Annotated in this window: 10 protein-coding genes; 5 read left to right on the top strand and 5 right to left on the bottom strand. The window is 59.9% G+C overall.

The window, feature by feature from the left end:
* Positions 1–562 precede the first annotated feature (562 nt).
* Positions 563–2965, bottom strand: a complete 2403-nt coding sequence (locus BN2664_RS06255; protein ID WP_007001050.1) for a glycogen/starch/alpha-glucan phosphorylase — start codon at positions 2963–2965, stop codon at positions 563–565.
* Positions 2966–3368: 403 nt separating this feature from the next.
* On the opposite strand from BN2664_RS06255, the gene BN2664_RS06250 reads away from it, so the two are divergent.
* From BN2664_RS06250 to BN2664_RS06230, 5 genes are all read left to right on the top strand, one after another.
* A complete protein-coding gene (locus BN2664_RS06250) occupies positions 3369–4658 on the top strand; it encodes an adenylosuccinate synthase (protein ID WP_007001051.1) in 1290 nt (429 codons plus the stop codon).
* A gap of 535 nt (positions 4659–5193) precedes the next feature.
* A complete protein-coding gene (locus tag BN2664_RS06245) occupies positions 5194–6522 on the top strand; it encodes a Cys-Gln thioester bond-forming surface protein (RefSeq protein ID WP_007001052.1) in 1329 nt (442 codons plus the stop codon).
* Between the two features lie 283 nt (positions 6523–6805).
* Positions 6806–7756: a phosphoribosylaminoimidazolesuccinocarboxamide synthase gene (locus BN2664_RS06240; RefSeq protein ID WP_007001053.1), complete on the top strand. Its 951-nt coding sequence runs from the start codon at positions 6806–6808 to the stop codon at positions 7754–7756.
* Positions 7757–8033: 277 nt separating this feature from the next.
* Positions 8034–9371 carry an NADP-specific glutamate dehydrogenase gene (gene gdhA, locus BN2664_RS06235; RefSeq protein WP_007001054.1) on the top strand — a complete coding sequence of 446 codons (1338 nt, stop codon included), beginning with the start codon at positions 8034–8036 and terminating at the stop codon, positions 9369–9371.
* 164 nt (positions 9372–9535) lie between these two features.
* Positions 9536–9955, top strand: coding sequence for a sterol carrier family protein (locus BN2664_RS06230; protein ID WP_051014109.1), 420 nt, complete (start codon positions 9536–9538; stop codon positions 9953–9955).
* A gap of 209 nt (positions 9956–10164) precedes the next feature.
* Here the strand turns inward: BN2664_RS06230 and BN2664_RS06225 are convergent, their stop codons facing one another.
* The 4 genes from BN2664_RS06225 to BN2664_RS06210 form a co-directional block, all read right to left on the bottom strand.
* Positions 10165–10455, bottom strand: a complete 291-nt coding sequence (locus BN2664_RS06225; RefSeq protein WP_231723452.1) for a DUF3073 domain-containing protein — start codon at positions 10453–10455, stop codon at positions 10165–10167.
* A 234-nt stretch (positions 10456–10689) separates the two neighbouring features.
* Positions 10690–11199, bottom strand: coding sequence for a DUF3618 domain-containing protein (locus BN2664_RS06220; RefSeq protein ID WP_007001057.1), 510 nt, complete (start codon positions 11197–11199; stop codon positions 10690–10692).
* Positions 11196–11687 (bottom strand): phage holin family protein, encoded by a 492-nt coding sequence (locus BN2664_RS06215; protein WP_007001058.1) that lies wholly within the window; start codon positions 11685–11687, stop codon positions 11196–11198. Before BN2664_RS06215 ends, BN2664_RS06220 begins: the two co-directional genes overlap by 4 nt.
* A gap of 151 nt (positions 11688–11838) precedes the next feature.
* Positions 11839–13617, bottom strand: coding sequence for a glycoside hydrolase family 13 protein (locus BN2664_RS06210; RefSeq protein ID WP_007001059.1), 1779 nt, complete (start codon positions 13615–13617; stop codon positions 11839–11841).
* Positions 13618–13658 lie beyond the last annotated feature (41 nt).

Raw genomic sequence — 13658 nt, 5'->3', positions numbered from 1 at the left:
ATATGTGCATGTTCCTGCATGCATCTGCACGTATATCCACCGTTAAATGAAATGGGGTCGTGGCTCTCAAAAATTTCGCTTCCCGTGGTTTGTAAAACCGCAGGTCACAGCGTTTCTATTCCGCCCGTGGAGCATCCTCACTCCCAGACAGGTATTTCCCCGGGTTTCCCGTGCCCACGGGCGACACGCTGCACAGATAAATGGCGGTATCTGGCCTGATGGTCGGAATCGCCACACGCGATGGCGGGGTTCGGTCACGCGATGGCGACATTCAGGCGCGTCGATCGATCCCAAGCGGGATCTCTGGGAATTGCTACTCGTAGCGGTCGGGTGAGGGGCGTAGATGATTCCAGAGATGCTGGTCGCGGACGGTTCAGAAGAATCGGGAACGGCTAGCGACGCGCCCGCATGCAAAAAACAGGACCGGCTGCATGCGAAAACCGGGAGTAATCGCATCCCGAAGGGGCGATTACTCCCGGTTGTTCGGTCCGGTTTTCGAGCTCCGGGGCCGCTTGCTTGCAGCCGCGCTTTCCGGGCGGGGGCTAGCGAAGACCGCTAGCGCTTAGCCGGCGATCGGTCGCGGCTCGACACCCCAGATGTCCTGGGCGTACTCGGCGATCGTGCGATCAGAGGAGAAGCGGCCGGAGCGGCAAATGTTGATCCAGCACTTGCGCGCCCACTCGAGCTCGTCCTTGTAATCCTCGGCCATGCGGTCGCGGGTCTCGCGGTAAGACTCGAAATCGCCGAGAACGTAGTAAACGTCCGGCTCTTCCCAGCTTGTTCCGTCGAGGAGCGAGGCGAGCAGGTCATGGAACATGCCGGTGGCATCGTCATCGCTGAGCGTGCCGTCCACCATTGCGTCGAGCACCCGCTTGAGGCCGGGCACGGTTTCGTACTTTTCTCGCGGATTGTAAGAGCGCTTGAGCTCGGGCAGCTCCTCTTCGCGAGCGCCGAAAATGTAAGCGTTCTCTTCGCCTACCGCGTCCACAATCTCCACCGTGGCACCGTCCATGGTGCCCAGCGTCAACGCGCCGTTCATCATGAACTTCATGTTGCCCGTGCCGGAAGCTTCCTTGCCGGCGGTGGAGATCTGCTCGGAAACATCCGAGGCGGGGATGATGTTCTCGGCCGGGGAAACGTTGTAATTCGGCACGAAGACCACCGTGAGGAGGCCCTTCATTTCCGGATCGGCGTTTACCAGGCGAGCGATCTCGTTGATGAGCTTGATGATGGCTTTGGCGCGCTTGTAGCCCGGAGCGGCCTTGGCGCCAAAGATGAAGACGCGCGGGGTGACTGCCTTGGCGGCCTCGGCCCGCTCGCCACCAGCGGCAAGATCGTCCTTGAGGCGGTAGTAAAGATCCAGGATGTACAACGCATTCAGAAGCTGCCGCTTGTACTCGTGCAGACGCTTAATCATCGAGTCGTACATGGCGTCCACCGGCACGTCGATATCGTTGCGACGCTTAATCCAGCGAGAGAACTGCGCCTTGTTTTCACGCTTGATCTCCAGCAGGCGGCGGTAAATATCCTCGTTGCCCTTGTCTTCAATCGTGGCCAACTTGTCCAGATCCGAGACCCACGAATCGTCACCCATTACTTCGGTGAGTAGAGCGGCGAGGCGGTGGTTGCAGTTGTTGAGCCAGCGCCGCGGAGTCACGCCATTCGTCTTGTTGTTGAACTTCTCCGGCCAAATGTCGTGCCAGTCGTGGAGTGTATCGCGCACCAGAATGTCCGAGTGAATCTGCGCCACACCATTAATGGAGAACGAGGCGTAGCAGGCGATCCAAGCCATGTGCACGCGGCCGCCGTGAATCGGGGCCATGTACTCGATTTTGCCCTGGTCGTACCCGGCCTCCGCCAGCTCAGCGCGGAAGCGCCGATCGATCTCCGCGCAAATCTCGTAAATCCGCGGGAAGATCTGCTGGAAGATCGTCACCTCCCACTGCTCAAGTGCCTCGGCGAGCACCGTGTGGTTGGTGTAGGCGAAGGTTTTCTGCACTACCTTCCAGGCGTCATCCCAGCTCATGCCATGTTCGTCGAGCAACAGACGCATCAGCTCGGGAATGCCGAGCACCGGGTGGGTGTCATTGAGCTGGATCGTGTTGTAGTCACCGAAGCCGGTGAGGTCATCGCCGTGGGCCTCGATGTAACGGTCCACAAGCTCCTGCAAAGACGCGGAAACGAAGAAGTACTGCTGGCGAACGCGCAGCACCTTGCCCTCGTAGGTGGAATCGTTCGGGTAGAGTACGCGGCAAAGATCGTTCACGCGCTCGCGCTCCACAATCGCGTCGGTGAAGCGCTGGGAGTTGAAAGCGTCGTAATCGAACTCTTCCAGAGGCTCGGCCTTCCACAGGCGCAGGGTGTTCACATTCTGCGTGTTGTAGCCGGTAATCGGCATATCGTAAGGAACAGCGTTCACTACAAGATCGGCGAACTTTACCTGGCGGCCCTCGGCCTCGCGGCGCACCACGAAGGGGTAGCCGTTCTCCATCCAGGCGTCGGGTTCTTCGCCCTGGAAACCGTTCTCAAAGGTCTGCTTGAACAGGCCGTAGCGGTAAAGAATTCCGAAGCCGGTGACGGGCAGGTTGAGGGTGGCCGTCGAGTCCAAGAAGCACGCGGCGAGGCGGCCCAGACCCCCGTTGCCTAGCGCCGCATCGGGCTCTTCTTCCAAAACATCGGTTAGGTTCAGGCCGTACTGCGCGAGCGCCTCCGCGGCCTCGTCCACCATCCCGAGGTTCACGAGGTTGTTCAGAAGCGCGCGGCCCATGAGGAATTCCGCCGAGAAGTAGGAGGCGCGAGCCTCGCTACGGTAATGCTGGCGGGTCTTTTCCCAATTGTCCGCGAGGCGCGAAACTACCAGTTCAGATAGTCCGTACCAGAAGGCGTGGGGGGCCGATTCCTCGATCGACGAGCCAGAGACTGACTTCGTAAAAGCTTCGAGCGGCTTGGTCATTTCAGCTGACATGTTTCTCCTTTTAGGCGGGGAACATTTTGCTCCGTGGTTAGCTTAGCCGCTTTGATGTGAGGCACCTGGGAACAGTTTCCCTTTCCGGTCTGGGTGTGAGTTTTACTTCATTTATTTATTGGTTAAGCCGCCTATTGTCGCGAAAATTTTGGGGTCGACGACGCCGTTGCCCGTCTTTCGAGCGGGCCCGGCGCGGGTCTTTGGGCCCGTCAAGGCCTGCTCTCATGATGTGGTACTCGAGGCGATATAGTATGAGATGTTTTCGATGACGGGCTCCGGTTGGCTATCCTTTGTTAGTAAAGCGTAGAGCCCATGGCAGGGCCTCCTCTTTACATCGAAGTTTGGGGAGAGAGTTTGACTGGATTCCAGCCCACATCGTTAGGCAACGAGGGGAGATAGAAACATGCCCGCGGTAGTCATTCTGGGCGTCCAATGGGGCGACGAAGGCAAGGGGAAAGCGACTGACCAACTTGGTCAGCGCGCGGACTACGTTGTGAAGTTCAATGGCGGAAACAACGCCGGACACACGGTTTCCGTCGATGGAGAAAAGTTCGCGCTCCATCTTCTGCCTTCCGGCATCCTCAATAGCAATTGCGTGTCGGTTATCGGCAACGGTGTCGTCGTCGATCCGCAGGCTCTCATCAGCGAAATTGAGGAACTGGAATCGCGCGGCGTGGACACCTCTAACCTGCGCATTTCCGCCAACGCGCACGTGATTACGTCGTACACGAAGATGTTCGACGGCATCAACGAAACCGCGCTCGGCGAGCACAAACTCGGTACCACGCGGCGCGGAATCGGGCCCACGTATTCGGACAAGGCGAACCGGATCGGCATTCGCATTCAGGATTTGTTCCACGAGGAGCGCCTGCGGGAGCGGGTGAGCCTGGCGATCGCGCAGAAGAATATGGTGCTTTCGTGTATCGCGGGGGAGAAGCCGATCGACGTCGATGCCGTGGTCGAGGAGCTACTCGGGTACGCAGATGTGCTCCGGCCGATGGTGGTCGACGCCTCGAAGCTGCTCAATGAAGCTCTGGACGCCGGTAAGACGGTGGTTTTCGAGGGCGGGCAGTCCACGCTTTTGGATCTTGACCACGGGAATTATCCCTATGTGACCTCGTCGAACGCGACGGCGGGCGGGGCCTGCACCGGTTCGGGTGTGGGGCCGACTCGCATCGATCGCGTGGTGGGAATTATCAAGGCATACGCCACTCGCGTGGGCGAGGGGCCGTTCCCCACCGAGCAGCACGGCGAGGAAGGCGATTGGCTACGTGAGCGCGGTGGCGAGTACGGGGCGACCACCGGCCGGCCTCGGCGCACGGGCTGGTTCGATGCGCCGGTGGCGCGCTATGCCTCGCGGGTTAACGGCCTGACGGACATGGTGCTCACCAAGCTCGACGTGCTCACCGGCCTGGAGCAGATTCCGGTGTGCGTGGCCTACGAAATCGACGGCGAGCGGGTGGAAGAATTCCCGATCGATACCTGGGATTTTGCGAGCGCCAAGCCGATTTACGAATACCACGAGGGGTGGACGGAGGATATCTCCGGCGCTAAGAGCTTCGAGGATCTTCCGGCCGCGGCTCAGGACTATGTGCGTTGGCTCGAATCCATGAGCGGTTGCCGCTTCTCCCTGATTGGCGTGGGCGCGGATCGCGAGCAGACCATCGTGCTTCACGATTTGCTAGGGGAGTAGGTGCCCGGTCGGAAAGAGGGCGCTTAGCCTCGAAAGGGGCGTTTAGCTTCGAGATGGACATCTAGCTTCGCGCAAAGTTCGCCGCATCAAGCAGAGCATTTAGCTTCAAGACGAGCAAACCGAAAGATCGTGTCGGATGGGCGTTTGGCCCCCGGCACGATTTTTTGTCTTTTGATCTGGGTAATTTGGTGTTTATAAGGGGTTTTGCGCGCGATTTCCACAGATGAGTACACAGCGGTGCATAAAGTATTTTTAGCTGTGGATAGATTTTATTTGCATTTGTTTATGCCTTATTACGTTTTTATGATCGCTTTTGTACCCGATTGAAGGTACCAGAAATTATTAGGACTGCACCCGCTCACCGCGCCATCTGTAGCTCTAGTTGATACTCAATTGCGGCTCGGCAAGTTGTAGCTCAGTTGTAGCTCGGCAAGTTACAGCCGCCGCGAGGCCTCCTCACCGGGCCTCGCGGCGGGGTGGCATCGAGTTTTGTAGCGCGAGGCCAGATGGTTGATGCACTCCGGAAGGGAAACCTATGAAAATTCGTCAGTGGCCGATAGTGGTCCTTATTATTGCGCTCTGCGCCGCCAGCGTGGCGCTTTTCAGCGCCGGTGCTCATGCAGATGACTCCGGCCGTAAAATCCCTGCGACTATTGGAAGCAATGACACCCGCGCCTATCAGGTGGAGTTCACTCGTCCGGACGGGGCGAAGGGAGCGGTATGGAGCAATCTCTTTATCGTCAACGTTCAGGGCGAAGAGCTGCGTGCCTACTGCCTGGAGCAGTCGGTAGGTTTGCGCCGCGGAGAGGCGCGTTTGGGTGATTGGGATGAATTCCCGGGCACTAATAACTTCAAGACGAAGAAGGAAATTCGGGAGAAAGTCGCATGGATCATTCTCAATTCCTATCCAACTCTTGATGTGAAGAAATTTGCCGATCAGGCCGGCGTCACGGATTTGACCGAAAAGGAGGCGATCACTGCTATTCAGTCGGCTATCTGGCACTTTACGGACGGCATTGAGATCCGCGCTTGGGGAAATAACTCTGGCCGGCTTGATTCCGATATTCAGGGGCGAATGCGCGCTGTGTATAACTACCTCATTGGACCGGCAAATATCGGCGTGGCGGAGCATCGCGTGGAAGCCCCGCAGTTCGCCCTCGAGCGCGGCTCGGCGGGCGAGGCTGTGCCCGGTCTGGTGGGCCCTCTCAAAGTAAAAGCGGACCAGACCTTGGCGCTCACCTATCGCGGTGACGGGACGGTTGTGGATGCGCAGGGGAAGAAGATTGATTTAGGCGCCGTGGCCGCCGGGACTGCCCTCTACATTAAAACTTCCGCACCTTCGGCCGGTTCTGGGATTTTTACCGCGAGTGTTTCGGGCGAAAACATCACCGGCTCGCTTGTGATTACTCCGCCCAATGCGACGGCGAGTAGCCATAGCCAGACGATCGTGCTCGTCAAAAAGAATCCGGTTCAGCGAGAGGTCTCGGTGTCTTACTCGTGGAAAGCGCTGACCCCGAAGCCTGAGCCCAAGCCCGTTCCGACGGTGACGTCTAAGCCTGTGCCCAATCCGGTTCCGACGGTCACGCCCGAGCCCGAGCCGACCGGACTAAAGTCAGACGAAAAGCAGTCCGGCCCGCAACCGGCCTCGAAGGTAACTGGTCCTCCCGCAACGATTCCCGAGCAAGCGCAACCGCGAGGCAAGGTTGAAACCCAGGATCAGGTCAAGGTGCAAGTTCCGGCTCCGCAGCTCACCGAGAGTGGTGCGAAGAGCATCAAGGCTACGGCCCTGGTGTTTGCCCTGCTGGGGTCGGGAGTGCTCGTCTTCGCGGTGAAAGAGTGGCGTAAGGAGGCGATGAAGTCCTAAGCGTGAACAGCCCATCGTGAGGTGGAGGGGCGCCGAAGCCGGCGTCCCTCCACCTTGGGCCATGGAATAGGGCCTTTAGGGATTGGCGCCGGGGTTCAAATAGTGAAAGAATGCGTTGCAGATTCACGAGGTGATCTCAAACTATGAGATTTTCGGCGCTGAGATCTGGCAAAGCGCGCGGATGGCTAACCTCCGCTATCTCGCCCCAGGTAGGATGATAAAGAATCTGGTATGCCTCGCAATGCAGCGAGGGAGAGTGGAGCCTCGGGGGTGAGACGTAGCTATGACGAGCGGAAGCCTCAATACAACGGGTTCTTTGGGCGTGATTCTTCCGGGTTGGACGAAGCTATTTTCGGGCAAGATTCGGGATATATACCGGCCTACCTCGGCTAGTCCTCACGCGGGTTCGGATGTGTACCTCATCGTGGCATCGGATCGTATCGCCGCTTTCGATAAAGTGATCCCCACAAAAATTCCTGGCAAGGGTAAGATTCTCACGCAACTTTCACTTTGGTGGTTCGACCGGACCAAGGAAATTATTTCCAATCACGTGATCGCCGCGGATAACTCCGCGGGGATCGAGGGGCGTGGAATGCTCGTGCGCGGTTTGCAAATGGCGCCCTACGAGATCAAGGTTCACGGCTACCTGACTGATCGGGTGCTACGTGAGTACATTGATCACGGCACGGTGGGCAGAAGTCCGGCTCCCATGGGGAAATATCCCGGGGATGCCTTCGATACTCCGATCCTTAGCGCCTCGTTCAAAGGCCCGCTCGGGCAAAAAGATACCGCGATCACCTGGCCTGAGCTCCGCGAACGCGTGGGCGCGCGGCGCGCAAATAAAATCGAGGATGTCGCGATTCGGCTTTATGAGCGCGGTCGGGAAATCTCCGCGCAGCACGGCTTGATCCTGGCGGACGCCAAATTCGAATTTGGATCCGATGCGGACGCGGCAAGTTCTCGGCTGATTTTCGCTGACGAGGCTTTCACCCCGGATTCAGCTCACTATTGGGTGAAGGAAGAGTTTGAGCGCACTCGCGAACGCGGAGAAATCCCGCGTTCTTACGACAAGGAAATCATTGGAAAGTGGCTTGCCGGCCCGAAGTCCGGATGGAATCCGGCGTCGGGAACCCAGCCGCCGCCCATTCCGCAGGACGTCGTCGATGAAACCTTGGCCCGCTACGTTCGCGTTTACGAAATGCTGACCGGGCAAAAGTGGTGCCGGCCGGCTTAGCCCTCAGCACGCCTAAGCCAACTCGCGCAGACTTAGTTCGTTTGAGCTCCATCCTGGTTGTGGTCGAGCTCCCGGGCCCCGCCCGGACTCCCGTGCGTCGAGGTACCCGCCCGAAGGTGAGAAAAATTCCGCCGTCCGATTTCTAAGACACCGCGCGCGGCGGGCTTTGCGATGAGTAAAATCGCGTCGTCAGAAGCTAGTGCACGGTCTGGCTCGTTTCCCTTTCGGAGGTGCGGCGTCGTCGGGCATGGGATGGAAAGCAACGGAAGGTGGAGTCGTGCAGAACAATATTCGTCAGGTCTACGAGTCAGTGGTGGAGCGCAATCCGGGAGAGCCGGAGTTTCACCAGGCGGTGGAGGAATTTATCGAGAGCATCGTGCCGGTACTCGAAGCGCGCCCGGAATACGCCGACGAGGCAATTCTGGAGCGAATCGTCGAGCCCGAGCGGGCCATTATTTTCCGCGTCCCGTGGGTGGACGACGCCGGAAAGATCCAGGTCAATCGCGGTTATCGCATTGAATTCAACTCGGCGCTGGGGCCCTACAAGGGCGGCCTGCGTTTCCACCCGTCGGTCAATATCAGCATTCTGAAGTTCCTCGGATTTGAGCAGATTTTCAAGAACGCGCTGACCCGCCAGCACATTGGCGGCGGCAAGGGCGGCGCGAACTTCGACCCGAAGGGCAAGAGCGACGGCGAGGTTATGCGCTTCTGCCAGTCGTTTATGACGGAGCTCTATCGCCATATCGGCCCGAACACTGATGTTCCGGCCGGTGATATTGGCGTGGGTGGGCGCGAAATTGGCTATCTTTTCGGCCAGTATCGGCGCCTCACTAATCGATTCGACGCCGGGGTGCTAACCGGAAAGGGCGTCGGTTACGGCGGCTCGCTCGCCCGCACCGAGGCCACCGGGTATGGCGCGGTGTACTTCGCGCAGGCCATGTTTGAGCAGCGCGGGGAGTCGCTCGAGGGCAAGACCATCGCGGTTTCGGGCTCCGGCAACGTTGCGCTTTATGCCATCCAGAAGGCGCATGAGCTGGGTGCGAAGGTGGTCACGGCATCCGATTCGAGCGGCACGATTTATGCGCCGGAGGGCATCGACTTTGAAGTTTTGCGCGAGATTAAGGAAGACCAGCGCGGCCGCGTGAGCGATTACGCCGAGCGCACTGGCGCCGAGTATCGCGAGGGCGCCAAGCCGTGGGATGTTGAGGGCATTGACCTCGCTTTCCCGTGCGCCACCCAGAACGAGCTCGACGAAGACGCCGCGAAGGCGCTGATTTCCGGCGGGGTGCGGGGCGTGGTCGAGGGCGCGAATATGCCCACCACCCTGGCCGCCACCCGAATGTTCCAGGAGGCCGGAGTTCTGTTTGCGCCGGGCAAGGCCGCAAACGCCGGTGGAGTGGCGACCTCTGCGATCGAAATGCAGCAGAACTCGGTTCGCCAGTCATGGGAGTTCGACGACGTCGACGCGCGGCTACATACGATTATGGAAGATATCCATGACACCGCGCTCGCGGCGGCCGATCGCTACGGCCACCCGGGCGATTACATTACCGGTGCAAATGCGGCGGGCTTCGAGGCCGTCGCAGATGCCATGATTGCTCAGGGAGTTATCTAAGCAACCGGCCGGTACGCAGGCTTTCCGGCCGAGTGTAATTTGGCCCGGGCCCGACCGAAGAACTGGGCCCGGGCCAATCTTTTACCGGGCTCGGGTAGCTTCACAAGCCAGGGCAGAAAGGCTGCCCCGGGTAGGACGGCGCGGGCTCGGGTAAAGTGGCGGGCATGGCACAAGAGCGAGCTCATAAACCGCGCAAAATCGATTCGGCTACAGGGATTCACCTGCTGGCGAAGGCCCGCGCGGGCGGCGAGCTGACAAAAGCCGAGCGGAAAATGGCGGTGAGGTTTGCGCTGGAGGAAATTGCCGAGCGTCACCCCGGCCACTCGGTAGAAATCCGCGTGCCCTACGCGGGAGCGGTGCAGGCAATCGCGGGCCCGGCGCATCGGCGAGGAACTCCGCCGAATGTGGTGGAAATGGACGCGCAAACCTTCGTGGACCTCAGCGTGGGTAACACGGACTGGCAAGCGGCGAAAGCCGCCGGCAAAACTGATGCCTCCGGGATCCGCGCGGATCTCTCGGATTATCTGCCGCTTTTTACCGCGGTAACTTTAGACCGGCATGGCAAAGAACCCGAGCGGGGATAAGCCGGAACTTTTCCGGCCTGCCGGTTAGGGCGCAATATCGATCCGGGGTCCAGCATCAACCCGGAGTCCAGCATCAACCTAGGATCCATCGTCAATCCGGGGTCCAATATCTAACAGGAGTGCAACACCAATCCGGGGTGCAGTATGGGGGAGGCGGGAACCCCGCAGTTCCCGCCTCCCCCATACTGAAATTGAATTACCGGGTCGAGCTACCTATCCCGGCCGTCGCCGCCGCGATGATCATCGGCGTCGTTGTATTCGCCGTATTCATCTGCCCACGGATCTTCTTCTTCGTACTCACCATATTGGTCGTAATATGCCGCGTACGGATCGTCGTCCTTTGGCTGGGTCTGTTTACCTTCGGAAGCGCCGTTCTGCTGACGTAACTCACGCTCAAGAGCCGCGTAATCGGTCTCTGGCGTGTAGTACTTGAGATTTCGGGCTACCTTACGCTGCTTAGCCTTTTGACGGCCGCGCCCCATTGGCTCGACCCCCTTCATCTCACCGGGGGCCTATTTTAGCCCCGCATCTACTCTTTCGTGACTTCATACTAGCGCCAGCAATCGAACATGACCATAAAGAACAACACATTTTTATGGTCAGACGGTTTTGCGGTCACGCTGGGAATTCCCGCGCGCGCCGCAATGCCGCCTCGCATACCGCTCAGCGCCGTAAGTAGAAACTTTACACTTCAATGCCCCTGAAGGCGAACTGAAAAGCCCTATCCGCGCAATCTATCCACGCAACTTGCTAACGAGCAAAACCGCCGCTCCGAGGGCGGCAACTCCCAGACCCGCCACTACGGCAATTCCGGTGGGCTCGCCCGCCTTCGCGTCCGCGGCCACCGACTCTGCCTCGGCGCGCACGCTCGCCGCGGTGCCGGCCGCAAATCCCGCGGCCTGATCCGAAGCTTCTTCCGCGCGGTGCTTAGCGTTTTCCGCCCGCTGCTTGGCGTCCTCCGCTTTATCAGCCACATCCGCCTTGAGCTGCTCGCCAGTTTCTTCCGTGCGGTCAGCCAGATCCGCCGCCTTGGCCTTGGCGGAACCGGCCAGCGAGCTGGCCTTTGCCTTCGCCTGAGAGGCGAAATTAGACACGCTCTGCCTGGCGGAATCCTTTGCATTGCGCAAGTTCTCACGCGGATCGAGGCGGCTAACAAGCTCGTTGACGGAGTTGGTCAGTTCCTCGCGGGTGCGCTGAAGATCGCGTTCGATTTCTTCGGGGGACCGGTTGTCTTGCTCGCTCACTTGGAGAGTCCTTTCTTGAAGGCGTTGACGTCCTTGGTGACCCCGCCGACGGGATCGGCCTTGTACTGGCCAGACTTCTTGAATTTCATAGCACCCAGCCCGCCGAGCACCGCAATAATCAGGAGTAAAACTCCCGCTGTCGCAAGGAAACCGGCCCACCAGCGCCCGCCGAACAGCACGGTGAAGCCCGCGGCGGTTGCCAGTAGCAGGAACAGGAGGAGGTAGAGCGCGAGGATGCCGGCCACCGCAAAGAGGCCCCCGCCGATGCCCAGGTTCTTGACTTTCTGGGTGAGCGAAGTCTGCGCGTACTTGAACTCATCGCGAATCAGCGCCGAGAACTGCGCGGTGACCGTGGCAACGAGTTCGCCAATGGTTTTCTTCTGGCCGCCCGCCATCTGTTCCCGAGCCTGCGCGCTCGACGTCGTCGCGTAGCCCGCGTCAGTTTTCTGCGCTGCGCCCGCGGCGGCCGCGCTCTGTGTGTTATCCAATTGAATCCCCTCACTCGCGGAAAGTGGCGTTAGATACAAATCTAATTTATTCCAACGTGCAAAAACGATGGTATCTGCCGTTACGTTTCGCGTCTTCCATTCAGCTTAGCGGGTAGTGCCGCTCTTTCTGAACGACGACGCCGTAGCTCCCCTACTTTTCCGGTACCAGCCACACGGTGGTATCGGCCGGAATCGGCTCGCCGCTGGCAACGGGCTGCGAGCTGAGAATTGATACCCAGCCAGCCGGGTAGTCGAGCGGTGTATCGAAGGCAGTAAGAACCAGAACGTCCGGGCGCGCCGGGGCGCCGATCTGCCGATCCGCACGGTTGATGTAGGCAACTCCGGCGGGGGCGAGTTCATCGCTGGCATCTTCGAGCGAGCCAATTCCCAACTGCCATTGCTTACGCAGGGCGAGAAGGCGGCGGAAGTAGGGCAAGCCGGTCAGTTGCGAGCCGCTCTGCGAAGCACCCTGCCCGCAAACCAGCGCATTCGCCCGCAACTCCTGCGCGTCGATCGTAAATTCTGACCATTCGGCCGGCTGAGGCAACCAAGTCTCGCCGTCGGGCGAGAACCCGAAGCCGGGCTGATCGGAATACCAGGGAAGGGGGACTCGGCAGCCGTCGCGCCCGAGTTCCTTACCGCCGCTACGCTCGAAGGTGGGATCCTCGCGTACCTCGTCCGGTAGCTGGGTGTGCTCGGGAAGCTCGCGCTCCTCGCCCTGGTAGAGGTAGTAAGAGCCGGGAAGAGCGGCAGTGAGCTGGTGCCAGGCTCGCGCCCGCGCCCGGCCAAGCGCGGCGTCCGGTTGCGGATCGTTTGCGCCAATCCCGTTCGGTCCTTTGCCCGGGTGCGGATAGCCCATTCGGGTTACTGCCCGAACCGTGTCATGGTTGGAGAGTACCCAGGTGGTTGGCGCATTTACCCGGTCGGCAGTAGTGAAGGACTCGCGCACCACCTCGCGGATCTCAGCCGGATCCCAGTGCGCGGCCAAATAAATGAAATTGAAAGCCTGCTGCATTTCATCGGGGCGAATGTAAAGGGATAGGCGAGATTCTTCGCCCACCCAGGCCTCGCCCACCATCATCCGGTCGCGGCCGTACTCGTCGAGCACGCGCCGCCATTCGCGGAAGATTTCGTGAACGCCGTCCTGATCGAACATCGGTGGCCGCCCGGCCTCAGCTCCCGCATCAAAGTTGCCTTCGGAGCCGAGCATCTCCACCTGCTCCTGCCAATCGGGCAGGGCGGGATCCTTGACCAAGCCGTGCGCCACGTCCACGCGGAAGCCATCGACCCCGCGGTCCAGCCAGAAGCGCAAAGTGGAAATGAATTCCTCGTGGATGGCGGGGTTCTCCCAGTTCACATCCGGTTGGGAAGGATCGAAGAGATGCAGATAGAACTGCTCGTCGTTTTCTTGCGGGGTGCCCTTCACCCACGGCAAGTCCTTGACCTGCGACCACGCTGAGCCGCCGAAAACCGAAATCCAGTCGGTGGGCGGCTCTTTGCCGTCCTCTCCGCGCCCGTCGCGGAACCAGTACAAATCGCGTTCGGGCGATCCCTTTCCGGCCGCTACCGCCTTCCGGAACATCTCGTGATCCCAGGAGGTGTGGTTGGGGACGATATCGACGATAACCTTCAGTCCGTTGGCATGCGCGGCCGCGATCAGGCGTTCGGCGTCGTCGAGATTTCCAAAACGCGGGTCGACGGCGCGATAGTCGGCGACGTCGTACCCCGCGTCGAACTGCGGTGAGGCGTAGAACGGGGAGAGCCAGATCGCGTCCACCCCGAGGCTCGCGAGGTAGGGCAGGCGCGCGGCGATCCCCGGCAGGTCGCCCATGCGGCCGGTCGATGACGCGAAGGAACGCGGATACACCTGGTAGATAACGGCATCCCGCCACCATTGCGCGGGTGCTGAGGTTTGGTGAATGAGTGGCATGTTTTTCCTGTTCTCACGTGCTGGTATGTTGCGAGGTTTCG

The sequence above is a fragment of the Actinobaculum massiliense genome (assembly GCF_001457435.1).
GTDB lineage: Bacteria > Actinomycetota > Actinomycetes > Actinomycetales > Actinomycetaceae > Actinobaculum > Actinobaculum massiliense.
Note: the sequence above shows the minus strand (reverse complement) of the source record. Positions and strands in the feature narration are given on the sequence as shown.

Coding starts and splice junctions, on each gene's coding strand:
- BN2664_RS06255 (WP_007001050.1), bottom strand. CDS start 2,965: ATGTCAGCTGAAATGACCAAGCCGCTCGAAGCTTTTACGAAGTCAGTC.
- BN2664_RS06250 (WP_007001051.1), top strand. CDS start 3,369: ATGCCCGCGGTAGTCATTCTGGGCGTCCAATGGGGCGACGAAGGCAAG.
- BN2664_RS06245 (WP_007001052.1), top strand. CDS start 5,194: ATGAAAATTCGTCAGTGGCCGATAGTGGTCCTTATTATTGCGCTCTGC.
- BN2664_RS06240 (WP_007001053.1), top strand. CDS start 6,806: ATGACGAGCGGAAGCCTCAATACAACGGGTTCTTTGGGCGTGATTCTT.
- BN2664_RS06230 (WP_051014109.1), top strand. CDS start 9,536: ATGGCACAAGAGCGAGCTCATAAACCGCGCAAAATCGATTCGGCTACA.
- BN2664_RS06225 (WP_231723452.1), bottom strand. CDS start 10,455: ATGAAGGGGGTCGAGCCAATGGGGCGCGGCCGTCAAAAGGCTAAGCAG.
- BN2664_RS06210 (WP_007001059.1), bottom strand. CDS start 13,617: ATGCCACTCATTCACCAAACCTCAGCACCCGCGCAATGGTGGCGGGAT.